At 35.8% G+C, this 26,537-nt stretch carries 19 protein-coding genes; 14 read left to right on the top strand and 5 right to left on the bottom strand.

What is annotated here, in order from left to right:
* Nucleotides 1–352 precede the first annotated feature (352 nt).
* From tssD (ACLMCG_RS15865) to polA, 10 genes are all read left to right on the top strand, one after another.
* Nucleotides 353–760: a type VI secretion system tube protein TssD gene (gene tssD, locus ACLMCG_RS15865; protein WP_034697144.1), complete on the top strand. Its 408-nt coding sequence runs from the start codon at nt 353–355 to the stop codon at nt 758–760.
* A 168-nt stretch (nt 761–928) separates the two neighbouring features.
* Nucleotides 929–2,857, top strand: coding sequence for a type VI secretion system Vgr family protein (locus tag ACLMCG_RS15860; protein ID WP_413960214.1), 1,929 nt, complete (start codon nt 929–931; stop codon nt 2,855–2,857).
* Nucleotides 2,858–2,866: 9 nt separating this feature from the next.
* Nucleotides 2,867–4,714, top strand: coding sequence for a hypothetical protein (locus tag ACLMCG_RS15855; RefSeq protein WP_413960213.1), 1,848 nt, complete (start codon nt 2,867–2,869; stop codon nt 4,712–4,714).
* Nucleotides 4,715–4,784: 70 nt separating this feature from the next.
* Nucleotides 4,785–5,963: a hypothetical protein gene (locus tag ACLMCG_RS15850; RefSeq protein WP_413960212.1), complete on the top strand. Its 1,179-nt coding sequence runs from the start codon at nt 4,785–4,787 to the stop codon at nt 5,961–5,963.
* A 113-nt stretch (nt 5,964–6,076) separates the two neighbouring features.
* Nucleotides 6,077–6,748: a hypothetical protein gene (locus ACLMCG_RS15845; RefSeq protein WP_413960211.1), complete on the top strand. Its 672-nt coding sequence runs from the start codon at nt 6,077–6,079 to the stop codon at nt 6,746–6,748.
* 264 nt (nt 6,749–7,012) lie between these two features.
* A complete protein-coding gene (locus tag ACLMCG_RS15840; RefSeq protein ID WP_413960210.1) occupies nt 7,013–9,508 on the top strand; it encodes an ATP-dependent Clp protease ATP-binding subunit in 2,496 nt (831 codons plus the stop codon).
* Nucleotides 9,509–9,566: 58 nt separating this feature from the next.
* Entirely contained in the window at nt 9,567–10,433 is an 867-nt protein-coding gene (locus ACLMCG_RS15835) for a lytic transglycosylase domain-containing protein (RefSeq protein WP_413960209.1), read from the top strand.
* Nucleotides 10,434–10,783: 350 nt separating this feature from the next.
* Nucleotides 10,784–11,200 carry a type VI secretion system tube protein TssD gene (gene tssD / locus ACLMCG_RS15830; protein WP_047424455.1) on the top strand — a complete coding sequence of 139 codons (417 nt, stop codon included), beginning with the start codon at nt 10,784–10,786 and terminating at the stop codon, nt 11,198–11,200.
* A 468-nt stretch (nt 11,201–11,668) separates the two neighbouring features.
* Complete coding sequence (tssD, locus tag ACLMCG_RS15825; protein WP_047373786.1) at nt 11,669–12,082, top strand: type VI secretion system tube protein TssD; 414 nt, start codon at nt 11,669–11,671, stop codon at nt 12,080–12,082.
* Nucleotides 12,083–12,243: 161 nt separating this feature from the next.
* The gene (gene polA / locus ACLMCG_RS15820; RefSeq protein ID WP_413960208.1) at nt 12,244–15,078 is read left to right on the top strand and encodes a DNA polymerase I; all 2,835 of its coding nucleotides are present in this window, start codon (nt 12,244–12,246) and stop codon (nt 15,076–15,078) included.
* Nucleotides 15,079–15,173: 95 nt separating this feature from the next.
* On the opposite strand, the gene ACLMCG_RS15815 is transcribed toward polA, so the two are convergent.
* From ACLMCG_RS15815 to ACLMCG_RS15805, 3 genes are all read right to left on the bottom strand, one after another.
* Entirely contained in the window at nt 15,174–15,908 is a 735-nt protein-coding gene (locus ACLMCG_RS15815) for a protein phosphatase 2C domain-containing protein (protein WP_413960207.1), read from the bottom strand.
* A 93-nt stretch (nt 15,909–16,001) separates the two neighbouring features.
* Nucleotides 16,002–16,400: an immunity 22 family protein gene (locus ACLMCG_RS15810; RefSeq protein ID WP_413960206.1), complete on the bottom strand. Its 399-nt coding sequence runs from the start codon at nt 16,398–16,400 to the stop codon at nt 16,002–16,004.
* A gap of 10 nt (nt 16,401–16,410) precedes the next feature.
* A complete protein-coding gene (locus tag ACLMCG_RS15805) occupies nt 16,411–16,968 on the bottom strand; it encodes a YdeI/OmpD-associated family protein (protein ID WP_413960205.1) in 558 nt (185 codons plus the stop codon).
* A 147-nt stretch (nt 16,969–17,115) separates the two neighbouring features.
* Between ACLMCG_RS15805 and ACLMCG_RS15800 the strand changes: the two genes are divergently transcribed.
* On the top strand, nt 17,116–17,763 hold the full coding sequence (locus ACLMCG_RS15800; protein WP_413960204.1) for an MgtC/SapB family protein: 648 nt from the start codon (nt 17,116–17,118) through the stop codon (nt 17,761–17,763).
* Nucleotides 17,764–17,804: 41 nt separating this feature from the next.
* Here the strand turns inward: ACLMCG_RS15800 and ACLMCG_RS15795 are convergent, their stop codons facing one another.
* Nucleotides 17,805–18,293, bottom strand: a complete 489-nt coding sequence (locus ACLMCG_RS15795) for a copper resistance protein NlpE (RefSeq protein ID WP_413960203.1) — start codon at nt 18,291–18,293, stop codon at nt 17,805–17,807.
* A gap of 297 nt (nt 18,294–18,590) precedes the next feature.
* Between ACLMCG_RS15795 and ACLMCG_RS15790 the strand changes: the two genes are divergently transcribed.
* The 3 genes from ACLMCG_RS15790 to ACLMCG_RS15780 all read left to right on the top strand — a co-directional run bounded on the left by ACLMCG_RS15790 (nt 18,591) and on the right by ACLMCG_RS15780 (nt 22,873).
* Complete coding sequence (locus ACLMCG_RS15790) at nt 18,591–20,729, top strand: S46 family peptidase (protein WP_413960202.1); 2,139 nt, start codon at nt 18,591–18,593, stop codon at nt 20,727–20,729.
* A gap of 72 nt (nt 20,730–20,801) precedes the next feature.
* On the top strand, nt 20,802–21,800 hold the full coding sequence (locus ACLMCG_RS15785; RefSeq protein WP_413960201.1) for a polysaccharide deacetylase family protein: 999 nt from the start codon (nt 20,802–20,804) through the stop codon (nt 21,798–21,800).
* Nucleotides 21,797–22,873, top strand: a complete 1,077-nt coding sequence (locus tag ACLMCG_RS15780) for a GNAT family N-acetyltransferase (RefSeq protein WP_413960200.1) — start codon at nt 21,797–21,799, stop codon at nt 22,871–22,873. Before ACLMCG_RS15785 ends, ACLMCG_RS15780 begins: the two co-directional genes overlap by 4 nt.
* A gap of 100 nt (nt 22,874–22,973) precedes the next feature.
* Here the strand turns inward: ACLMCG_RS15780 and ACLMCG_RS15775 are convergent, their stop codons facing one another.
* Nucleotides 22,974–25,841 carry a M16 family metallopeptidase gene (locus ACLMCG_RS15775; RefSeq protein ID WP_413960199.1) on the bottom strand — a complete coding sequence of 956 codons (2,868 nt, stop codon included), beginning with the start codon at nt 25,839–25,841 and terminating at the stop codon, nt 22,974–22,976.
* Between the last annotated feature and the right edge of the window lie 696 nt (nt 25,842–26,537).

Genomic DNA, 26,537 nt, shown 5'->3' with positions numbered 1-26,537 from the left:
TCAAAAACCTGAAGTGAAAAGTTGAAACACTTAAACTTTAAACCTTGAGTCCAAAATTCACAGAAAAGCGAATTGGACATCTATAATTCACCTTTAATTTTCCAATTATCTCTCTTTATAGTGTAAAAATAATTTTTATCTTAAAAATGAGAATTAATTTAAAATGCTGTATTGGTGAGGGTTGTGTGGCTGTGTGTAAATCTATTGTCGTAGAATTACGACAAGAAATCGTAGAACTACTACAATTTCTCAGATTTATATTGAAAAGTTTTTTTTAGCGGAAAAGAGCCTCTATATTTGCTAAACAATCACTGAATCACAAAATATTACTAACGATTAAAATTTACTAATCATGGCCGAAAGAAATTCAAGAGGAATCTTAAAATTCAACAACGGTGAAGGACAGAAGCTGTTAAAAATGAACTACAGCGTATCCAGATCTACAGACGTTTCAGGACGTGTAGCATCAGATCCTTCTAACGCATTAATCAAGGTTACAGTAGAAGCTACTGAAAAATCTGATATTCTTGAAAGCTTACTGAATGGTAAATACAAACCAACAGTAGGAGAAATTACATTCAATAAATCTCACGAAGAAGGAACATTGATTACTTTGAACTGGCAGAACGGATATGTAATTCAGCATCAGGTTGATTTTGACGCAATAGACAGCAATAGCATGCTGATCAGCTTCGTAATCAGTGCAGAAACTATTGACTACGGTACTTCTCAGTACGCTGGACTTTGGCCGTCAAGTTAAAATTTACACACATTATCAACATTCATAAGAAAAAAGACTGTCCCTAATTTAAGGCGGTCTTTTTTTGCCTGATGAAAACTTATACCAGGAAATTTTATTCTAACATGCTTATATAATCTCTGTTATATAAAATATTGTTATCTTTAATCAAACACAAACACAAAGCATATGAAAACTGAATCACAGACAAAAGGATCTTCCTTCCGTCCGTCACAGAACGCAGACGGAATATCCGAGAATCATCATGCAGGAATCAACCGGCTGGTTAAATTATCACTGGTTGTGGAAGGTAAAATTATTAAGTACTACAAACACTTCACTCTTAAACAAAAGGCTAGCCATCATCATGAATTCAGTCTTATCTTAGCCCATGACGCATTGGGAGACAGGCAGAGCCACACCCTTGAAGAAGCTAATAAATTTTTGGGAAAACGTCTTACAGCCGTTATTTCTTACAAAGATATTGAGAAAAGCCCTGAAAGAAACTTTGTCGGGATCATTACCAAAGTAGGATTCAGTCAGGAAAAAATGAGTCTTGGAAATATTGTACTTTCCGGATACAGTCCAACAATTTTACTTGATGGAGCTCCGCATATACAGAGTTTTGGCGGAGGACAACCCGTTAATATGGGAATCATAGCTGAAGAAGTAATCAAACAGGGACTCGATAAAGAACGATTTGATATAAGAATTGATACAAATGATTATTCTCAGATCATTTACAGCAGCCAATACAATGAAACCCATTACAATTATCTGGCAAGAATGGCAGAAGCTTATGGCGAACAATTCTATTATGATGGCGAGGTATTGCACTTCGGAAAACTTCCTCCACAGAATAAACCTATCAAACTGCTCTATGGCAGCAATGCAGATAACGTTAGGGTAGAGTTAAAAGCTGTACATACAAAACCTCAATATTATGGCTATAACAGCAGTAAAAACGAAAAGCTGACTTCCGGAGAAACTCCTGTAAGTCATTTGGGTGATCTTGCCAATACAGCATACAGCCATAACAATAAAATCTATAAGACTCCGGCGCTTCAGATTGCACCTATTAAAGCAACAACCCATCTGGATGTTGAGCATTCTCAAAGAAGCACATCAGGAAGCGAAGCGGTAAACGTATTTTCCGTTTCCGGATCTACTACAGTTCCGTTTTTACATCCGGGATGTATTGTGGATATTCACATGAGAAAGCCGGACAGCAATGAAACGTCTTATTTTACTAAAGTGATGGTAACAGAAGCCGTTCACGAAATTGATACAATCGGACATTATTCAGGAACCTTTGAATCTATAGCAGCTGATACAGGATTTCTACCAAAACCTGAGTTCACTGTACCTGCCGCACAACCTCAGATTGCAACAGTAATCTCCAATACTGACCCGGAAGGGCAGGGAAGAGTTCAGGTGAGATTTGACTGGCAGATGAATGATATCACCCACTTTGTCCGTGTAATGAGCCCTGATGCGGGAGGAACTGATCAGATTACCCAAAACCGTGGGTATGTAGCCATTCCTGAAGTAGGAGACCAGGTAATGGTCAATTTTGTTCACAGTCATCCCGACAGACCTTTCGTGATGGGAGGAATGTTCCACGGTGGAATAGGTCTTGGAGGTGGTGCGGACAACCGTGTAAAGTCTATTCAGACGAGAAGCGGTCACAGAATCGTTTTCACAGAAGATGAAAGCATCATTATCACAGATAAAAGCGGTAATGAGATTCATCTGGATACTACAGGAAGCAATATTAATATTACAGCACCGGAAACGATTAATATTAATGCAAAAAATATAAACATAAGTGCTTCAGAGAATATTACTTCTACTGCAGGATTAAATATTACAGAAGGGGCAGGAGTAAATCATATGAGTACCGCAGGTGGGATGATGATGCAGAATGCGGTGTTGGATTATTCTTTAATGGCAGCTAATATTTTGAAAGTAGCAAAAGGGGATATCTCTTCTGAATCAACAAACGTGAAAAGAAATGCAACTAAAGATATAGAAGTTATTTCTGCTGAGGGTACTATTCATCATAACGCCCAGAAAGAAGTTAAAAATAATAGCGGAGAAAAAGGAGCTAACTATTAATCTGATATCATGGGAAATATTACAGAAATAGCAGGTGGAAAGATATCTGAATTATCAACCCAGGAGATTGAAAATAATGCCGGAAACTTTATAAGCAATTTTGCTTCGGGATTCGTTAAACAAAAAGGAGATCAGGCAGGGGTTACTTATGCAAACCCTCCGGGAGATGAAAGAAAAGTTAAAAACTCAATAAAAGGACTGGCTATTTTTCGGAGAAAAAGTAATTATGTTAATAAACCTGAGTTTGGATTTGATTGGTATGCCGGAGAAAATTACGAGACAGCCTATGCCGAACCGCTTAATTACGAAAGTCTGGTATTGGATGGGGTTGATAGTCTTAAAAAAGAATACACACCTCATTTAAAATACATTTCTTTAGGAGAATTTGGTTATATTAATGCAGGTTCTAATAGTGGGAAATCTGGTTTAAATATAAATGGAAAGCCCTATTATGTTCCTTGGTTTTCTGGTTTTGCAAAGGATGAATCTGATAATAACAAGAGCTATGAACTTGAAGTTTTTTTCAATATTGAAGAACCTGTTGAAGGAAGAATCGAAATAGATAGTGGGAATGAAGGGATAGAATTAGAATTTACTGATGAAAGTAGTTCTGGTTTTGAGATTTCTGAAAGTACTCCTAACAAGTTTAGTAAAAATATTAAAATAACATTTTTAGATTATATAACGGAAAATACATGTATAATCATTACGTTTCATAAAAAGTCTGAAGAGGAAAAAGCCGAAGAAAAGCAATGGAAGGAAGACAAGGCTGCAGGGAAAACAGTTAGCTCTATGCCAACTATTTATATAACTGCCGGTGAATTGATGGGAATACTTAATGTGTATAACAACAGTATCGAATATGATTTGAATGTCCGCTATGTAAAAGTTCACTTTAAAGGATGGATCAAAGTGGATGGATATGATGAGAAAATATATCTGTCAAAAAGAAACGGGACTGCCACACCAGATTATTTTGAAGATAAAGATATTATTAAAAGACAGCAGAAACTCCAGAAACAAAAAGCGGAACTTGAAGCCGAATTGGCAGAGGTGCAAAGTGGTAAAACAGGCTGGCTCAGTAGCAGCGAAGAAACATTGTTGAAGAAAATTGCAGAAAAAAAAGAAGCTATTCTTAAAATTGATATTCAGAATAAAGCGAGATTAAAAATAAACCAGGATTTGAATACCTACGAATTTAATACTTTAGAAACTAAATTTAGCAGCTCATTTCTAAAAACATATGAACAAAAGATTAAAGATACCTTTGCTCAGACATTAAGTCATTTCAAAATAGATAAGGATGAATATATGGAGGTAGATTTCGATGATATGGATGATGATCTGTATTTGAAAAAAAATGGTGCAAGCTGGGAATTGATGGAAGACGGTATTTTTTCAGATAAAGGAGATGCGGGATATGTGCAGAACTATTTAGAAGAAATATACAGGAAAAGTAACCCTGATTATGAAGATACCATTGTATTTTTTGTTCCTTTTGATATTGATAATTTATTTGGCAAATCTGAAAGTATATTTGCAGGAGCTGATAATGTAATTGTAGGACCTGCAATCATGGCAAAAAAAGATTGGATAACGATTCCTCATGAAGTTGCTCACTCGTTAGGTCTGGCTCATTCTTTCCCTGATATGGGATCCAATAAATTCGCAGGCTTCGTTGAAGATGCCTTCAAATCAGGCCACCTGTTTAAAAAAGGGGCTACAGAAAATGTAATGGATTATATTTATGGAGATGTACTGATCACTTTTTGGAAGTGGCAGTGGGATAGAATTCATAAAGATACAGATGATATGAAAGCAATAGATAAATCGAAAAAAAATGAAACTGAAAAATAAGAAGTCAATCATCTTTAAGATGTTAGTTTTTATTGGCATAGTAATAAGTTGTCATTCAAATAGTCAAAATATGCAGGAATATAATAAAGAGGTTGAGAAGTTTAATACTAAAGAACTGTACCCAAATCAGAAGATTTCTTATGAAAAGAATGGAGATATTGTATTGTTTTACACACCTGGCAAACAGCATGAAATATACGCGAAGGTTGATCTGAAATCCCATATTTTTGATATACAAAATTCAAAATTTCTGGATACTGATGACCTGCTGGAGATTAGCCATCTCAAACATTTTTCTCCCAAAAAGTATTCTACCTTTTATAAATATCCTATTGGAAGAAGCGGAACGGCAGGAGGTGACTTTTTTACACTCATAGAATTTAATGAACTTGGACTCATTAAAAGTGTCGAAAAGAATCTCCCGAATGCTAAAAACAAATATTTATATTACTACAATAAATATGGGCAGTTGCTGCGGATAGCTGAAGATAAAATGGTTGACAAAATCCTGTTGGAGAATACTTATGATGAAAACGGAAGGCTTATTTCTCAAAAGAAAGTTACCAAAAATATACAGTCAGAAAGAGAATTTACTTATGATAAAAATGATCATATTCTAAAAGAAAACATAAAAGAAAAAGAAATAGCACCTAACGGAAAAGTAGTAAAAGATGAAGTTTATACCTTACTTTATCAATACAATAATAAAGGGCAAATCGCAAGGAAGTATACTGAAAATGAAAATCATATTGTTGAATTTCAGTATGACCTGGCTGGTAATGAACTCATGAGTGCTGTTGAATACTATGGAGCTCCGGATAAATCTGATGATAAAAAATGGGTAAATCATTTTACGAAAACAACCTATAGCTATACTAAAGATCAGATTACCGAAGAGAAAAAGTATGAATATACGATCGTAAACGCTTCGGTTCTTGTAGATAAAAAATGGACTCCAATAACTGTTGAACAACAGAAAACATTAGGCTGGAAAAAATTTAAAGAAGAATCTGAAACACCGCTGTCAGGAATTGAAAAAAAATATAAATACGAGCCAGGAGCAATTACTACAGAAATCAATACTTACAATTTTTCCAATCACTTTAAAAATGGTAAAACAGAAGTAAATAAAGAACTTACCAACGGTGAAAAAATCAAGTTTACACTGGATAATAACGGAAGAATAACCCAGAAAGAAATTAATAATACCCAAAAAAACACATCAGAAGTACAAATATTTTATTATTAAATTTCTGTAAAATGTATATCTTCAGCAATTATTTAAATAACTCTTAACTATAAACAATCAACATAAAACGGCTTGTATAAGCATTTCATAAAACTAAATAACCTTCAACATCAATGAACAAAATCACGGATCACCTGAAATATTTCTCCAAACTATCCGCAGCATTCATCCTCAGTATATTTAAAATTTATGCAATAGGACTTATTTCTACGATTGTTACCCTGGTATTGGGGATTTATATTTTATCTGATCGTTTAGGCCCATCATTAGGACATGCAGGAGCAGTTGCATTTATAATAACCACAATTAAAGCAAAACCTGTTTCGGCGGTTATATTTTATTTGTTGATGATTATTGCTCCGTTTTTAACAATTGTTTTTGCTTCAAAATATGCAATGTCAGTAGTGATCAGCAAGCTGCTTCAGGATCATTCCAAAACAATTGTAATTCCGTTTGTCGATAAGGTGATTAGTATTTTTAAAGCTAAACAGCCAACCGTTATCCGTACAAGTGCTGATTTTACAATCGCTAAAGTAAAGCTGCTGAATGAGTTTAGAAACAGTTCTGAAAACAAAATACTCAAACGTATTTTAGGCTATGCTTTAAATAAAATAAAGTTCGATGAATTGAATCTGGGAGATGATAATGCAGATTTTTCCAAAATTATAAAAACTACTCTGATTGAAAAACTGTATGAGCTGGCAGAACCTTCGGCCATGTTATTCTATATCTACATCGGACTTCAATGGTTCAGTTTGATTTTATTATACTTTTTGAATATATAAAAGAAAAAAGAAGGCTTAGGTTAGTAATTTATCACAAAACTTCACCATCAGAACTATGTTGAAAAACAAAAAAAAGCCATTGTTACATCTCTAATTGAAGAATTAACTATCTTTATCTCGTTTAGAATAAAATAATTAATTTTAGCTACACAAAAAATGACTTTTGAATCTCTTTGAGACAGGGATGAAAAATGTAGATCAAATACCATCAAATCTGAAGTACAGACAACAGAACGCAAATATATTAATATAAGAAAATTATAAATGGGAGTACTAGTAACCAACGAAACCGTAAAGCAACTATTTCACATTGCTCAGTCGATAGCGAAGGAAAATTATAATGGAACCTATGGTGGCCCGCATATTCTGCAGGCTTTAATGCATAAAGATATCGGACTCAATGAATTTCTGAAAAGTATAGATAAAGATCCCGGATATTTCTATGAATGGGCAGATGTACGTATTGAAGAATACCCTAAGACAAATCATCTTCCCGATGAAGTAGGTCAGGATGATGCGATAGATAATCTTATTGAAGAAGCTGACGATATCCGTTTAAAATTAGGATTGGATGAGATTACTCCTATCTGTATTCTGACAGCAATTGTGAAACCACAGGTTGTATTCTCACTTCAACAGCTGAAATCACTTCCGTTGAGAGAACATGAGATATTCAATCTATATAGAAAAGATACACCGTTTACCGTTTCAGAAGATGGTGATTTCTCATCATTATTTTCAAACGGTTCAGATTATTCAGACTCTTCTTTTCCTTCCATTAAAAGCTATTGTGTAGACAGAACGGCACAGGCGAGAAAAGGAGAAATTGAAAATATCATCGGTAGAGATAAAGAACTCAGAATGCTGGTAGAAATTCTTTGCCGCAGAAGCAAACCGAATGTGATCATCATCGGGGAACCCGGAGTAGGAAAAACAGCATTGGTAGAAGGATTTGCTACTGAAATCATCAAAGGAAATGTTCCCGAAATGCTTAAAAACGGTACCCTTTTAGAACTGGACACCGGAGCATTGCTAGCCGGAACTTCTTATAAAGGTGAAATTGAAGACCGTCTGAAAAAAGTCATCAATGAATGTAAGAAAATTGAAAAAGCCATTCTTTTCATTGATGAGATTCATACCCTTTTAGACCCTAAAGGAAGCATCGGAAATGTTGCCAACCTTTTGAAACCTGAGCTTGCCAGAGGTGAAATTACCGTAATTGGAGCTACAACCCAGGAAGAATATAGAAAAATTATAGAACCGGAACAGGCTTTCAACCGTCGTTTTGAGGTTTTAACCGTGCATGAGCCGGATGAAAAGACCTGCGTGAAAATGATTGATGTCCTTCTTGAAGGCTATAAAAAACACCATGGCATTGAAGTCGAAAAAACTGCGATTCCGGAATGTGTACGTCTGGCTAAAAGATATGCAAAAGGAAAAAAATTACCCGATGCCGCTATTGATTTATTAGACAGAACAATGGCAGCCATCAAAATGCTTGATGAATTGTCAGAAAAAGAATTGAGCAGCTGGAAAGAAAGCTATGATGCTATTTTAGAAGAAGAATATGCAGACAGCAAAGATAAAGCAGACGAACTGATCTGGACATATAATCTCCTGAGGGATAAAATAAGCCCAATTCTTTGGGGGTCGCTGAGTGAGCAGCCTGCCATTGATAACTCGATGCCGGTAGATCAGATTCAGCAGATTATAGAAGATACTTATGCCGAGCTTCTGCAGCATGCTGCGAAGAAAAGAGAAAAAGTAGACAGACTTGAACTTGCCGCTGTAATGGCTGCAAAAACCAATATTCCAATCGGAAAGATCCAGGCTCAGGAAAAAGAAAAACTCCTGAATATGGAATCTCTTCTGCTAAACAGAGTAGTGGGACAGGATCACGCATTAAAAATCCTTTCCGATGCTATTGTTGAAAACCGAAGCGGATTGAATAAACCAGGGCAGCCAATTGGGTCATTCTTCCTTCTGGGACCTACAGGAACAGGTAAAACAGAGCTGGCAAAATCAATGGCAGAATTACTTTTCAATGATGAAAAGGCAATGGTGCGTTTTGATATGTCAGAATTTAAAGAAGAACATTCTGCAGCCTTATTATACGGAGCGCCTCCGGGATATGTAGGATACGAAGAAGGAGGTATGCTTGTCAATAAAATCAGACAACAGCCCTATACCGTTGTTTTATTTGACGAAATTGAAAAGGCCCACCACTCAGTTTTTGATGTGTTCCTTCAGATTATGGACGAAGGAAAAGTTCACGATAAATTAGGTAAAGAAGGAGATTTCAGCAATGCATTGATCCTGTTTACCTCCAATATCGGAAGTGAAGAAATTGTAAAACAGTTTGAAGAAGGAAAAGTTCCTGAATCATCTTCACTGATGCAGATTATGTCAAATTCAGGAAGATTCAGACCTGAGTTTTTAGCAAGAATCACAGAGATCATTCCTTTTGCACCGATCACAGAATCTATTGCAGAAAGAATCTTCAATATTCAGCTGAAATCATTGCATACCTCATTGACAAGATTGGGAATCACTTTAAAGATCAGTGATGATGCAGTAAGAAACCTTGCATTAGGCGGATTCAGCAGCAAATATGGAGCAAGACAGATCTCAGGAGTAATCCGTGCACAGCTTGCCAGACCGATCTCTAAAATGATTGTCAGAGAAGAAGTAAAATCCGGCCAGACCATTCATGTAGATTGGAATAAAGAGGAAGAAAAACCAAGCTGGAAAGTAGATTAATTAGGAAGCAAAAAGGTAAAAAAATACATTTGCCTTTTTGCTTATAAATACAAAAAAAATGAAAACCATTGTCAGAAATATTTTTACAGGCTTACTATTATTGGGAACTGTTATCAGTGTAAACGGACAGTTTCTTGCTGCCTCCGATACCTCAGAAAGCAGTGTGAGAAAATATAAAGGCATCATTAATGCCAATAAAGATCTTGTAGAATTCATTGAACAGTTACTCCTTCAGAAAGGACTTCCCAAGCATTTGAGAAATCTGGCCCTGATAGAATCCCATTTCGACAGGAATATTACTTCCGGAGCCGGAGCCGTAGGCATATGGCAGCTGATGACTGCCCATGCCAACCAATACGGACTTACAGAACAAAATCGTACCGATGTTTATAAAAGTACGAAAACAGCGGTTATCTCATTAGCAAACCTTTATAAAAAATATAACAACTGGGTGACTGTTGTAGCAGCCTATAACTGCGGTGAAGGAAATATTGCCAAAGCAATGGAAGCAGCAGGCTCCTCTCAATATCACGAATTTTCTAAATATCTTCCCGGAGAAACCATTAATCACGTGAAGAAATACCTCAATGCATGTTATGCTACAGGAGAACTTCAGAGTGTTTTAAGCAATTACAATTCTTCAAGGATCAACAAGATTTTCTTTGAGGACGGAAACAGAAGAGTGATGACTGCTGCGCTTTCAGAAACAGAAATCAATGCCGGATTCAATCTTAAAGTTGTTGCTGATGAACTTAATGTAGACATGGATAAAATCCTTACCTGGAATCCTGGTATCGTTGAAGAGCTTCAGAAAAAAGGAGAAAGCCCTTTCTATCTTCCGGTAGATCTGATGCCGGATTTTCTATTAAGAAAAAATAAAATACTGGTTCGTTCCATCAAAGAAGGAGCAAGTATCCAACAGTAAATAATCTCAAATACAAATAAAAAAGCAATCAATTTTCAGTTGGTTGCTTTTTTTATGCAATAACTTATCTGTTAAAAAAAGGCCAACTTTATATTAAAGGAATCTTAATATTTCTCACTCAGGTGGAAAATTTTTATTTTTATTATTGTTTTTCAATAAGTTGAAACCCTTTGCTGGTAGTATTTTGAATAGGTTTTTTAAATCCATTGTCGTAGAATTACGACAAGAAATCGTAGAACTACTACAATTTCTCAGATTTATATTGAAAAGTTTTTTTTAGCAATAAAGAGCCTCTATCTTTGCTAAACAATCACCGAATCACAAAATATTAACGATCAAAATTTACAATCATGGCAGAAAGAAATTCAAGAGGAATCTTAAAATTCAACGGAGGAGAAGGACAGAAGCTGTTAAAAATGAATTACAGTGTATCCAGATCTACAGACGTATCAGGACGTGTAGCATCAGACCCTTCTAACGCATTGATCAAAGTAACAGTAGAAGCTACTGAAAAATCGGACATCCTTGAAAGCTTGTTAAACGGTAAATACAAGCCAACAAAAGGAGAAATTACGTTCAACAAATCTCACGAAGAAGGAACATTAATCACTTTGAACTGGGAAAACGGATATGTAATCCAGCACGAAGTAGACTTCGATGCAATCGACAGCAACAGTATGCTGATCAGCTTTGTAATCAGCGCTGAAACTATCGACTACGGTACTTCTCAATACGCTGGACTATGGCCTTCTACAGGTAGTAATTAAGCCTATTCATCATCTTAGTAAAAATAAAATTGGTACAGAACAGTATACTCACCCGAGTTTACTGTTCTGTTTTTTTTTATAAGATCAAGCCGTTTATGACAATGTAACAAAATAATGAGTGTTTTCAAGTCTCAACCTGTGCGTGTTTATAGTAAATGGTCAGAGTGGTTTTGATTCCTGTAAAGTTGTCTTTTTAACATATTATTTCTCTTTTATGTGTAATATTAAGTAGGATTTTCTTATTTTATGACAAGGTTTAATATATTTATTTATAATGTGTTATGATTTGTTTTAAGTCTTTTGTCGTAGAATTACGACATGAAATCGTAGAACTACTACACCAAATCGTATAATTACTACACTTTTTCATATTTCTGTTCAAATGCTTTTTTTTCAAAACCAAGGGGGTTATCTTTGTTATATAATTATTGAATAACAATTTATTACTAACGACTAAAATTTACAATCATGGCAGAAAGAAATTCAAGAGGAATCTTAAAATTCAACAACGGTGAAGGACAGAAACTGTTAAAAATGAACTACAGTGTATCAAGATCTACAGACGTATCAGGACGTGTAGCATCAGATCCTTCTAACGCATTAATCAAAGTTACAGTAGAAGCTACTGAAAAGTCAGACATCCTAGAAAGCTTGTTAAATGGTAAATACAAGCCAACAGTAGGAGAAATCACTTTCAACAAATCTCACGAAGAAGGAACATTGATTACTTTGAAATGGGAAAACGGATATGTAATCCAGCACGAAGTAGATTTCGACGCAGTAGACAGCAACAGTATGCTGATCAGCTTCGTAATCAGTGCTGAAACTATTGACTACGGTACTTCTCAGTATGCAGGACTATGGCCTTCAACAGGTAAATAATCCAATACAATGTAAAGAAAAAAAGAACAGTATACCAACAGTATACTGTTCTTGTGTTTTTATACACCTCCACCCTGAACCCCGAATCTCCATCCCCGAAACCCTTCCTCAAACTGCCAACTTTTACTCCTATTTTCTTATATTTGTTCATTATTCAAAATATGGACGCAACACAAGATAAAAGGCTGTTTCTCATCGATGCCTATGCGATGATTTTCAGAGGATATTACGCATTAATCAGGAATCCGAGACTTACCAGCAAAGGGCTGGATACTTCTGCGATCTTTGGCTTTACCAATTCTTTGATCGAATTGATCAGAAGAGAAAAGCCTACCCATCTGGCAGTAGTTTTTGACGTAGGACAGGCGAGTGTAAGAACTGATGACTATTCAGATTACAAAGCCAACAGAAGCGAAACTCCTGAAGCTATTAAAATTGCTGTTCCATACATCCACAGAATTCTTGAAGCTATGCATATTCCACGCCTGGGAGTGGAAGGATATGAAGCGGATGATGTAATAGGTACTATTGCATGCAAAGCAGAAAAAGAAGGGTATACCACTTTCATGGTAACACCGGATAAGGATTTTGCTCAGTTAGTAACAGATAAAATTAAGATCTATAAACCAGGCTTAAAAGGTGGTGATATCGAAATTCTTGGAGTAGAAGAAGTAAAGGCAAAATATGAGATTGAAGATCCTAAACAGGTTATCGATTTTCTTGCCATGATGGGAGATGCAGTAGATAATATTCCCGGACTGGAAGGCGTGGGAGAAAAAACGGCGATGAAGTTCCTGAAAGAATTTGGAAATATTGAAACTTTACTAGCCAATACCGATAAGCTGAAAGGAAAACTGAAGGAGAAAGTGGAAGCTTCCGCAGAACGTGGTATTTTATCTAAAAAATTAGCAACCATTATCTGTGATGCCCCTGTAGAATTTCATCAGGAACAATATGACCTGGAAACTCCGGATTTCGAAAAAGTAAAAGAAGTCTTTGATGAAATAGAATTCAGGAGACTTTACGAAAATCTTTACAGGGCTTTTGCTCCTGCTCCAACAGAAACGGTAGTGGTGAGCGAGGTAGAAGTGAAGCAGACTCCGGCAGGTACAGAAATCAAAGGACAGGTGATGCAGCTTGATCTTTTTGCCAATTTTGAAGAGCTGGAACAGGCTACTTCTACAAAATCGACTATTGAGCAGAACGATCATCTCTATCAGTTTATTGATAATCCAAAAGCGCAGAAAAAACTGGTCGACAACCTGTTACAGCAAAAGGTTGTTTGCTTTGATACGGAAACCACTTCATTAAACGAACTGGAGGCAGAATTGGTGGGAATGAGTTTCTCCTATAAAAAAGGACTTGCCTATTATATTCCGCTTTCTGAAGACAGAGCTGAAGTGCTGCAGACATTAGAGATTTTCAGACCGTTTTTTGAAAAAGAAGACCTGCTGAAAATTGCTCACAATCTGAAATACGATTATAAAGTTTTAAAACAATACGACATTACCGTTAAAGGAGCAATGTTTGATACCATGATTGCCCATTACCTGTTGAATCCGGACGGAAGACACGGTATGGATTACCTTTCAGAGGTATACCTGAACTACAAGCCGGTATCTATAGAAACCATCATCGGGAAAAAAGGTAAGAAACAGGGAAGCTTCAGAGATGCAGATCTGAGAACACAGACAGATTATGCAGCAGAAGATGCAGACATTACTTTCCAGTTGTATGAGCTTTTTGCACCACAACTGAAAAAGGAAAACCTAGAAGAGCTTTTCTTCAATATTGAAATGCCTCTGATGGAAGTTCTTGCAAAAATGGAACTGGCAGGTATTTCTCTGGACGAAAAATGGCTGGCACAGGAAAGTGTAGATCTTGAAAATGACCTGAAGCAATTAGAAACCATAATTTTTGAACTTTCCGGAGAAGAATTCAATATGAATTCACCAAAACAGCTGGGAGAAATCCTGTTTGAAAAAATGCAGCTGGATCCGAAAGCCAAAAAAACAAAGACGGGACAATATGCAACCTCAGAAGATGTTCTTCAGAAGTTAAGTTCAAAACATGAAATCATCAAGCATATTCTGGAATACAGAACCTATCAGAAATTAAAATCAACTTATGTAGATGCTCTGCCTTCACAGATTGATAAAGAAGATAACAGAGTACACACCAATTTCTCACAGACTACAGCCGCTACAGGCCGTCTGGCAAGTGTAAATCCGAACCTGCAGAATATCCCGATCCGAACTTTAAGAGGACAGCAGATCCGTGGAGCCTTTGTTTCAGGAGAAGGAAAGAAAATTATTTCTGCCGATTATTCACAGATTGAACTTCGTTTAATTGCTGAAATCTCGGGAGAAGATAATATGATCAAAGCGTTCCAGGATGGAGAAGATATTCATGCTTCCACAGCAGCAAAACTCTTTAAAATTCCTTTGGAAGAAGTTTCCAAAACCCAGAGAAGCCAGGCAAAAACCGTAAACTTCGGTATTATCTACGGACAGGGAGCTTTTGCATTGGCAGAACAGACCGGATTATCCCGTACAGAAGCCAAGCAGATGATCGAAGCGTATTTTGAAACCTATCCAAAACTGAAGGAATACATGGCCGAGCAGGTGAATAAAGCACGCCAGCTTGGTTTTGTAGAAACTATATTAGGAAGAAAACGTCATTTGAAAGATATCAATTCCAACAATTTCGTGGTGAGAGGACATGCAGAAAGAAATGCTGTAAATGCACCGGTTCAGGGAAGTGCTGCAGATGTTGTAAAGCTTGCCATGATTAAAATAGACAGGGAACTTGAAGAACAACAGTTAAAAACAAAAATGCTGCTTCAGGTACATGACGAATTGATATTCGAATCTCCTGCTGACGAGATTGAAGCCGCTTCAAAACTAATCAAAACTGAAATGGAAAATGCTTTAAAAACACAAGTTCCGTTGTTAGTAGAGATTGGAGTAGGAGACAACTGGCTGGAAGCACATTAATCAATACTATAAATCATATCTTAAATAAAAAACTTCCGTCTTTTGGGGCGGAAGTTTTTGTTTTTTTTAATGTAAAAAGAATTGGAAGAATAGCTTTATTTTATCATTCTTATTATCGCCAGATCATCTGTAGGTTTTACTCCATATTGATGTTCCATCTGTTTAAGCTTTCTGTTAAGCATTTCTTCAGTATCACTATTTTGACGGTCAATCATCAAATATTCCATACAATCGACCATTTCATCAGAATCTGTTTTTTTAATTTTTGAAAAGCTCAAAATGCCATCAGTCGCAATGGAAATATCATTCAGATCATTAAAAAATATTTTCTGAGATTGGATAGAATACCAGTCTTCAAAGTTTTCATGAAGATGATAGGCAAGGTAATCTGGCTTATTATTACGATCAAATTCCGTGATCTTTCCATTGATGCAAATAACGCCGTCACCAATGGCTAAGATTATTCCTTCGTCCTTTACTTTGTCATAAATCAAGATTGTAAGAGTGGTTAACAGCTCTTTTTCATCCAGCATCATATGATTTTTACTAAATACAAGTTCTTTGAATAAGCCTTCAACTATTTCTTTGAGATCTTCGTCCAGGCTGCGTTGAATATCTTTTTCGTATAAAGATTTATAACCTGTCTCAATGATCACTTTACGTAAAAGCTTTCCAAAAAGTGCCGAGGCAAAATGACTGTCCATCGCTGTAGAGCAGCCGTCCATTACAGCACATACAATTTTATCAGAATCGATCTTTTTAATAAGTAAATAATCTTCACAATGATTAATGTGATAATCCCCGATTTGTAAGGTAGAATATAATTTCATCAGATGCTAAATTACTTCTATTTCTTTTATTAACAACAAGTGACTCCATACCTAAATGAAGTCACTTGTTATCAATGGGAAAAATCACTGATATTAAATATCATATTCTATTTCGCCCACATAATGCAGTGAAAAATCATCATTTTCTACAGAAACAGGATTGGGAATTACAAATCTTGTTGCAAAAATGATAGCATTCACGGGAGTATCCAGACTTAGCTCATTCAGTTTATTTTCCAGGATTGGAAGCCACTGGTCAGCATAAGAATATTCTGCAAACTTGTCATAAAGACTAAGCCTTTCATCTTCAAAACCATACTCTATAAAGTCATCATCAAACCATTTGATGTTTTGTGATTCTGCGAATTTTGAAACATACTGATCATCAGTTTCCTCTTCTATATAATAATTTTCATCCTCTTCTATGAAACTATAAAAATCTTCTTCATTTTTGAAATACCCTAACCAGAAGTGTGAAATTTCTTTATCCATAATAATCTTTTTATTCTAATCTTTTTGATTGTTTACTTATATCAATAGCTTTTTCAAGCCGTGAAAGTCTTGTCTTTTCCTGTTTGGCACTCATAATCCAATGTATGATAACCTTTTTATAGGAAGGGGCCTGGCTTTCAAAAAAATCCCATGCAGTCTGATGATCTGTAAACTGTTGCTGATAAACAGGATCAAGAGCAACTTCTGCTTTTTCATGGGAATAAATTCCGGATTTATTCTCTTTTCTGAGGTCAAATGCTTTTTGCCCTGCTGGAGTCATTAGTCCTGCTTTGGTGAGCTCTTCAACTTTCTTTATATTGATGTTGCTCCAGATGCTGGATGGTTTTCTTGGTGTAAAACGTATAGAATAACTTTCGTGATCTATTGATTTTCTCACACCGTCTATCCAGCCAAAACACAAAGCCTGATCTACAGATTCAGACCAGCTCATTGAAGGTTTTCCACTTCCGGTTTTGTAGAATCCTGTTAAAAGTTCTTTCTCATCTTCATGGTGCTTCTCAAGCCATTTTCTGAATGCTTCTTTTGTCGAAAAAAATGTAGGTTCCATAACTCCTGTATTTGGCTTTTACATTTAATCTGTAATATTACGAAAGTTTTCAGTCAAATAAAATCTTCTTACCCTAAACAAAGTTCATTGATAGCCCCGAAGATAAATTTTTTATCGTAATTTTATTCTACATTTAAATTATAAAAAATGGATTTTCTTCAGGACCATTATGCTGTCAAAAATGAATTATTACTCATTCTTATTTCTGTTATTTTAGGACTGTTTATTGGTGCTGAACGTGAATACCGTAATAAATCTGCGGGTCTTAGAACCTTTATATTGGTTTGTTTTGGGGCCTGTCTATTTACTATTCTTTCCATAAAAATTGGCGTTGAAAATCCGGATCGTCTCGCAGCCAATATCATTACCGGAATCGGATTTCTGGGTGCGGGTGTGATTTTCAAAGGTGACAATAAAATTGAAGGAATTACCACAGCAACTACTATTTGGGCAACGGCTTCTATTGGAATGGCAGTAGGTTCCGGATATATATACATTGCCATGTTGGGAACTGCTTTGGTATTAATCATTTTGAGTGTATTGACTTACCTGCAGAATTTCATTGATAATTATAATAAAGTAAGGGAATATAAAATTGCTGTTACGGCTTCTGCGGATATTCAATATTGTGAAAATATCTTTAAAGAACATCACCTAAAATACCTGATGATTAAACAACAGTATTCACCGGAAAGTTTAACGGTTATCTGGCGGCTAACCGGAAAAAATACCCGTCATGAAGAAGTAATCAGACGTTTGGTAGATGACTCTAAAATTAAAGCCTACCAGTTTTAGATGAGATATAAGCAAAAAAATAAAGGCCGAAGCCTTTATTTTTATTTTTTCTTGAATACATAAAGATCCTTGTTGGGGCCATCAATTTCTTTTCCTTCCATATCCAGTTGGATCAGCATATTTTCACCCACTTTATATTTATAATTGGCAGATTTTCCTTTCAAAGTAATCATGCTTCCCGTAGAATCCCATGCAAAAGAGCCTTTATCCTGATTCTTTGAATTTCTGTCAAGATATTCTTCAGAAATACTGAATGTTTTATCGTTATTCAATGTTAATGAAGTCTTGATTCCCGGACAGTCAGCACAAGGAACTGTAGCTTCATAAGTACCGGCCCAGTCCAGTGCATTTTCAGACGTGTCACCAGCTGCTGTAGGAGTAGCTTTTGTGATACTGTCTGTAGCAGCTGGTTGAACAGCTGTTGTGGAGTCCGAGGTTGTACCTGTTGTTTCAGTCGTTTCTTTTTTAGAACATGAAGCAAGGAATAAAACCGCTCCCATTCCCAACATGAGCATTTTGCTTTTCATCATAATAATTGATTTAAGTATGTTTTTAATAATAAAGTTACTTCCAATCAACAAAAACTAAGCCAGAGGGAGGTGGGAGTTTAATGTTTAAAGTTTAATGTTTAAAGTTTAATGTTGCTGGTTGATAGTTGTCAGTATACGGTTCGGGTTTACTTTATACATTAAATGAATTTTCTGCTTTCTCTTCATTAATACATTTTATTCTTTACATTTTACAAAAACCTACTCTTAACAACTTTTCCGTTTGTTTTATAAGGTCTATTCTTATTTTTCTTTGTAAATTCGGGCAAAATTTTGATTATGACAAAAAAGATACTTTTATCTGTATTTCTTTTGCCAGCTGCAATGGCATTTGCACAACAATATGGAGGAATGTGGATTCCTACTGAGCTGAATGAAAAGGAAATGAAGGATTTGGGAATGAAGATTTCTGCAAAAGATATTTTCAACCCTCAGAAACCAAGCATAAAGGATGCAGTAGTACAGTTTAACGGCGGATGTACTGCAGAGATTATTTCGCCTAAAGGACTGCTTTTAACCAATCACCACTGTGGTTTCGGTCAGATTCAGGCGCATTCTACCGTTCAGAATGACCTTCTTTCAAACGGATTCTGGGCAAAAAATACACAGGGAGAACTTCCTAATCCAGGCGTAAAAGTAGACTTTATTGTAGATATAAAAGAAGTTACTGATCAGATTTTGGAAGCCACAGATAACCTGACGGAACCGGAGCTTACCAAAAGGATCAACAATAATATTGAGGTTTATAAAAACTCTCAGAAAATTGAATCTTACCAATCGATCATGGTTAAGCCTATGTATTATGGAAACAAATACTATGCTTACACCATCGAAACTTATAAAGATATCCGTCTTGTAGGAGCTCCGCCTCAAAGCATTGGGAAATTCGGAAGTGATACAGACAACTGGGTTTGGCCTAGACATACCGGAGATTTCTCTATGTTCAGAATTTATGCAGACAAAAATAACAGACCTGCAGAATATTCAAAAGACAACGTACCTTATGTTCCAAAACATTACTTACCGGTTTCTATAAAAGATAAAAACGAAAACGATTTTACTTTTGTATTCGGATTCCCGGGAAAAACTACAGAATATCTTCCTGCAGTTGGTGTAGAGAAAATCATGAAGGATATTGATCCTGCAAGAATTGCTGTACGTGATGTTGCCTTAAAAACATTGGACGAAAAAATGCGTGTTGATAATGAAACACGTATCAAATACGCTTCAAAATACGCTTCTGTAGCGAACTACTGGAAAAAATGGATCGGTGAAGTAGAAGGATTGAAAAAATCCAATGCTGTGGAGAAGAAAGTAATGTACGAAGGTTCTTTGGTAGCTAAAAATCCGGAGATCAAAAATACATTGGATCAGTTGAATAAACTATACAATGATCAGGCTCCTTATGCTTTAAACAATGCTTATTTCACGGAAGTCGTAAAAAATGCAGAAACATTGAAGCTTGCCGGTGATTATTATGATTTCGTAGCTTCTGTGGAGGCCGGAAGAATGGATGAGAAGGAACTTACAAAGTTAAAAACAAAATTAACCTCTTTCTACAAAGATTACAGTGCAGAGCTTGATGCTAAAGTAACCGCAAAATTATTGGCTTTATACGTTAATAAAACAGCACCACAGTTTTTACCGGCTGGTTTCAGCAAATATAAAGATGAAAGCCCGAATATTCCTGTAATAGAAGATATGTCTAAAAATTCGATCATCACAGGAAGAGCTGCTGTGAATGGGGGAACATTGACTGCAGATATTGATAAAGCATTTTCTAACCAGGATAAACTGATCAAGACTTTAAAGAAAGATCCTATTTATCAGTTGTATGTTTCTATGAAAGAAACGTATATGAAAACTGCAGATCCACAGTATACTTCAATGCAGGCAAAAATTGATGCTTTACAGAAAAAGTTCATGGCACAGCAGATGCAGACGGATAAAGACAGAAAATTCTTCCCGGATGCTAACTCAACGCTTCGTGTGACGTATGGTAAAGTAAAAGGATCTACACCTAGAGATGCAGTTTCTTACGGATACCAGACTCACCTTGCAGGAGTAATGGAAAAATATGTTCCTGGAGATTACGAATTTGATGTTCCAAAGAAACTGATTGACCTTTACAACAAGAAAGATTTTGGTAACTATAAAGATAAAACAGGTGACGTTCCTGTAGGATTCACTGCAACGAACCACACAACCGGAGGAAACTCAGGAAGCCCTGCTCTTGATGCCAACGGAAATCTTGTAGGATTGAATTTCGACAGACAGTGGGAAGGAACAATGAGTGATATCAACTATGATCCACGTTTCAGCAGAAACATCATGGTAGACACAAAATATATCCTTTTCATCATTGAAAAGTTCGCTGACTCAAAGTGGCTTGTTGATGAAATGAAAATTATAAAATAATTTTTAAAAGTTATACCTTTAAGAATCTATTTGAACTGAGTTTTGAATAGATTCTTTTTTATTTTAGATAAGATGAAAGACAGAATCATCAATGTTTTAGCCGCTTTTGAATCTGATAATATCGGGAAATCTTTTCCGCTGGATTACTGTTTGCCGCTTTATCACAGTGTTTCAGACAGAGAGCTTCCCCATATAAAACATGTGATCCGTTATAAGAATACAAAACAGTTTGAAGAAGATCTCGATCATCTTGCAAAGAATTTTCAGTTTGTGGACTGGCAGGAGTTTAAAGAATTTACATCCGGAAATTTCAAACCTAAGAAAAAGATTGCTTTACTAACTTTTGATGATGGTTTCAGAGAATTTTATGATGTTGCGGCTCCTATTTTGGAACGAAAGGGAATTTATGCCTGCAATTTTGTAAATCCAGCTTTCATTGACAATAAAGATATGATGTTCAGATGTAAGGCCAGCCTGCTTGCGGATGCTGCTGAAAAAAAGAAAACCATTGATCCTGAAATTTATTTTATGCTATCGCTGCAGAACGCCGATAGAAGCATTTTAAAGAAAAAAATTTTATCTGTAAATTATCAGGAAAAAGATATTCTGGATCAGTTTGCTGAAAAACTTGAAGTGGATTTTAACGCCTATTCAAAAGAATTCAAACCCTATTTAAGTACAGAAGAGTTAAAAGAACTTACCAGAAAAGGTTTCGGAATCTCTTCTCACAGCTGGGACCACCCGAAATACGGAGACTTATCTTTGAAAGAACAGATGGAAACTACGGATAAAACTTTTGCTTATTTGAAAGAAAATGGTTTCCTCTATGAAAGTTTTGCATTTCCGTTTACTGATTTTGAAGTTCAGAAAGATTTTTTTGATGAGCTTTTTAAAAATGAAAAAATCTACTGCAGTTTTGGCTGTGCAGGAATAAAGCTGGATAGTGTGAAGAAGAATTTTCAAAGAATTCCAATGGAAATGGGAGAGAGCGGAGAACAGATATTGAAAAAAGAAATGGCATACTTCAAACTGAAAAGGCTGATTAATAAAAATACGATCCTGAGAAAATGATAACGCTGAAAACATTCAACAGAAAAGAACTGGAAGATTTTATATCATCCGGAGCATTTTTGCAGTATGATTTTCTTCCTGTTACGAAACATCGTGCATTATCACATATTCGGAATCCTAAAGCATCAGAGGAAGATACCCTTCTTATTCTGGCTTTCTCTGAAGAAAAACTGATCGGTTATGTAGGATGCTTCCCGGATTATTTTATCATTGATGGAAAAGAAATCCGATATGCGTGGCTGAGCACTTTGTATGCAAACCCTGAATACCGGAAAAAAAGACCCGCAAAGGCATTGCTCAAAAAAGTTTTTGAAGAATACGAAGGCAGAATTGCCATTACAGAATTTACCAAAGAAGCAGAAGCACTTTACAATATTATGGGTGTTTTTGAATATGTCTTTCCTAAAGAGGGGAAGAGGTATTACTTCAGAACTGATGCCGCTAAAATGATTCCTGAAAAAAAACCGGGAACACAACCACTGACACCACTTTTTCAGACTTTGGATGTTGCTGCCAATGTATTCATCTCAATAAAAAATTTACCAGTACAGAAACCGGATTTCAAATATGAAGTTCTTCCTCGTATTGACAAAGAAAGTGCTGATTTTATGACTGAATTTTCCGGGGTACGCAATGCAGATGAAATCAATACTTTTGTAGACTATCCATGGGTTTTGGAAGGCAAAAAAGATGAAAGATATCTCTTTTCAAGTTTCGCGGGTACATTTAAATATTTTTGGATTAAGATTTTCGATCAGAATAATCACCTCAAAGCTTGCTTACTATTGCAGCTCCGCGATGGATACCTAAAAATTCCTTACCTTTTTTCAACTTCTGACTTAGCTGAGGTAGTTCAGTTTTTAAATTACTTCATCGTAACCAATAAAATGAAAGGGTTTACAAGTTATCAGACCAGACTAAATGAAGCAATACAGGAATCAAAAGCGTTTTCCCATATCTATAACCGTGATTTTAAAAGAGAATATCTGTTTCATCAACAGCTGCTGGAGTTGCTTCCCGATAATTTTGATCCTAACTATCAGGATGGAGACGGAGATTGTATGATGACGTAATAAAATTATAAATTATAAATTATAAATGATGAATTATCATTGATCAATTATCATTTATAAAAACAAACCGCCCGATAGCATTATCAGGCGGTTTGTTTTTTTAATGTCCGAAAATATCTTTAAGACTTACTTCTTTAAATGTTCCCATTTTATCGACGGCTTCCATATTCAGATTTTCTTTTTTACCGATAATGGCTGTATTAAAATCTATGGATTTTATTTCTGTCTGATAAAAATGTCTGATATCTTCAAATTTCAGATCCTGAATCTGCTTGTAAATATCTTTCCTGAAATCATGATGAATATTCAGTTTCTTCAATCTTAAGGTGTTGAAAAATATATTATTTCGGGTAACCCTTGTTGAGGCAATCTGTTTCAGAGCGGCATTTCTGGCGTTCTCAAACTGAATAGGCACTTCAGGAAGTTCATTCATCAGTTCATTCAGAGTATCTACAGCGATCATAAGTTTGTCAGGCTGAGTTCCGATATAAGTTGTTACATAATCAGGATGGTTAAGTTCGGAGTTGGCTGCATAAGAAACATAAGCAGAATATGCAAGACTCTTACTTTCACGCATCTCCTGGAAAACAATTGAAGATAATCCCCGTCCAAAATATTCATTAAATACATTGATCTTTCCAAAATGAAGCGGATTCACAAGATTTCCCTTTCCAATCTTGCTCATTTCCATCTGAACCATATCATAATTGATGAAATTTACATTTCCTCCGGTGGCAGGCTCTGGATATTGCTTCGCTTCCGGAATCTGAAGACTTTCAGTTTCTATATACTGACCAATATATCCCTTGAAATTCTCAAAGTTTTTACCATAGAAGAATACCTGATATGGATATTTGAAAAGCTTTTTCATTCTGTCAGTGAATACTTCAGAATTGCTGCCTTCAAGTTCCTCTTTGGAAATAACATCCGTAAAACGTGAGTGAACGCCCAATTTGGTATAATTGGTTAGCGCTGTCATAATACGGTTTTTATCCTTCTTGATAGCCTCTCTGTTTTCCAGTACAGTTCCCACAAACTGATTGTAGACTTCCTGATCTGGCTTTACATCATGCATCCAATGCTGCAGAAGAGCAATTCCCTTTTCTATATTTTCTTCCAGTCCGCTTAGAGAGATAATCAATTGGTTATTCGTGGTTTTGAAATCATTGCTAATCCCAATTTTAAAAAACTCCTTTTTTAAATCCTCAGGTGAAAGAGTATCCGTACCCAGATATTGCAGCAGTTGAGTGGAAATTCCTAAATCTCTGTCATTGTCACTTCCAAAAGGAAAAATGAAATGCAGCTGTGCAATATCATTATACTTATTCTTGACGAAGCTTAATTTCTTTCCGTTAAGCTGATCAGTGGCAATTTCTTTCTGATAGTCGATAAATTCAGGCTTAATATCCTCCGTCTTATCCATTAAAATTTCTTTTAAAAACTCAGACTGAGTATCCCTGTTGATTTTAACAGGCGTTATACCTGGATTTTCAACTCTGATTAACGTGTCATTGACCCCTTTTTCTTTATTGACAACAACATAATTTTCTTTGAAGAAATCCTTGGCAAAATTTACTACATCTTCCTTCGTAAAAGCAGCATACTCATCCATCTCATTCAGTTCCTGCTCCCATGTTCTCCCTTTTATATAAGAATCATACAGAGTCGTAGCAAGTCCTTCGGCCGTTTCAAGGCCTTTCATTCTCTGAATTTTGAAATCATTGATGATTGCCGGCAGCATCCAGTCAGGGAAATCACCTTTCTTTATCAGTTCAATTTCCTCCAGAACCATGTTCTTTGCTTCTTCCAGAGTTTGATTTTCTTTAGGTACAGCTACAATAGAAAAATATCCATATTGTCTTAACCCTACAGAAAATGACTGGGCCCAAAGCATTTTTTGAGTCTGATTGATATGTAAATCCAATAATCCTGCCTCGCCTCTGTTGCTGAGGATATTCGCAACAACATCTGCAAGCATGGCATTTCTTGTTCCATAGCTTTCCGTTCTCCATGCCAGCTGAGTGCGTGGAGTAGTAGGGCTTTTCACCGTTCTTGTGACAATCTCTGTAATGGGTTGTTCAATAATCGGTGTCTTTTTCGGAAGCTCTTTATAAGGTAAGGTGCCAAAATATTGATCAACTAATTGAATAGTCTCTTCAAAATCAAGATCACCAACCAGCACCATTGCATAGTTACTAGGAACATAATATTCATCAAAATATTTGTGAATAGCCTTCATAGAAGGGTTTTTCAAATGCTCTGGTCTTCCCAGCGTTGTCTGTTGGCCGTTAGGGTGAGTAGGGAAAAGAGCATCCATCAGTTCATAGCTTACCAGCCTTGTGTCATTATCCTGAGCTCTGTTGAACTCTTCATATACAGATTCCAGCTCCGTATGGAAAAGACGAAGTACAATTTCAGAAAATCTTTCCTTTTCTATTTTCAGCCACTTTTCAAGCTCGTTATTTGGGATATTGTTCTTATATACTGTTTCATCAAACCAGGTATGTGCATTCGTTCCGGTAGCTCCCAAAGAAGAAATGGCTTTGTCATATTCATTCGCAATAGCGTATTGACTGGCTTCCTGAGAAACTTCATCAATCTTTTTATAGATTTCTTTTTTCTTTTCAAGATCTTGTTCTGCTTTATGCTCTTCATACAATGCTGAGATCTGGTCCAGAAGTTCTTTTTCCTTTTCCCAGTTTTGAGTCCCGATTTTTGAAGTTCCTTTAAACATCATATGCTCTAGATAATGGGCCAGTCCTGTATTATCAGCCGGATCATTATTGCTTCCGGTTCTTACAGGAATAAAAGTCTGTATCCTCGGAGCATCGAAATTTTGAGCAAGAAAAACTTTCAGCCCATTTTTCAAAGTATAGATTCTGACGTTATTTTCGTCGTGTGTTATTGTAATATATTCGTATTGGTTTTTATCAGTATGAACCGTTTCCTTATATTTTCTGTCTGTCATATAAAACTCATTTCACTCCTTAGAATCCGGAATGCACTACAAATGTATGAAATCAAAAAAAATGTTGACCGCTTTTTATCACTATTACATCTATGGTGATAGTTGAAAAGGTAAATCATAAGAATGAAAAGCCCATTATAGAAAGGAAACAAAGGATACTGCCAGTAATTTCTTTTTTTATTTAATATCTTTCAATACTATATATAGATATAACCTTTACTATTCATTATTATATATACAATCTTTTTCAGGAGCTTCATCCTGCTATCCATTCATACTCCTCACGCCGATGCTTTCCTATGCTCACACCCACCGGCTCTCCTACATATGCTGCGGGGTAACCATTCCTATCAGTGCTAGGGGAGGGAGGTCAATTATAAATTATAAATTATAAATTATGAATGATGAATGATGAATGATGAATGATGATTTTCGGTTTTCGGTTTTCTATGTAGAAAAGGAACATTGGTGTTGAATTTTCATCTTCCTGATTTTTATGGAAGGAGGTTAGTGAGTATAAACCTCTGTCCCCATTGTGTCATTCCGCAGGAATCCAAACTTCTTTATGAGAGCCTTTAAAAGAAGTAAGCTGGCAGGATAATGTTTAAGATTTTTTTATCAGTTATTATTAGCAGTGTCATGCTGAGCTGAGTCGAAGCATTTTAATTAAGGTGAATTATATTTCTGCTATTTTAA

It is taken from the genome of Chryseobacterium sp. S90, assembly GCF_047444895.1.
Taxonomy (GTDB): domain Bacteria; phylum Bacteroidota; class Bacteroidia; order Flavobacteriales; family Weeksellaceae; genus Chryseobacterium.
The sequence above is the reverse complement of the archived record's forward strand: the minus strand, read 5'-3'. Positions and strand labels throughout refer to the sequence as shown.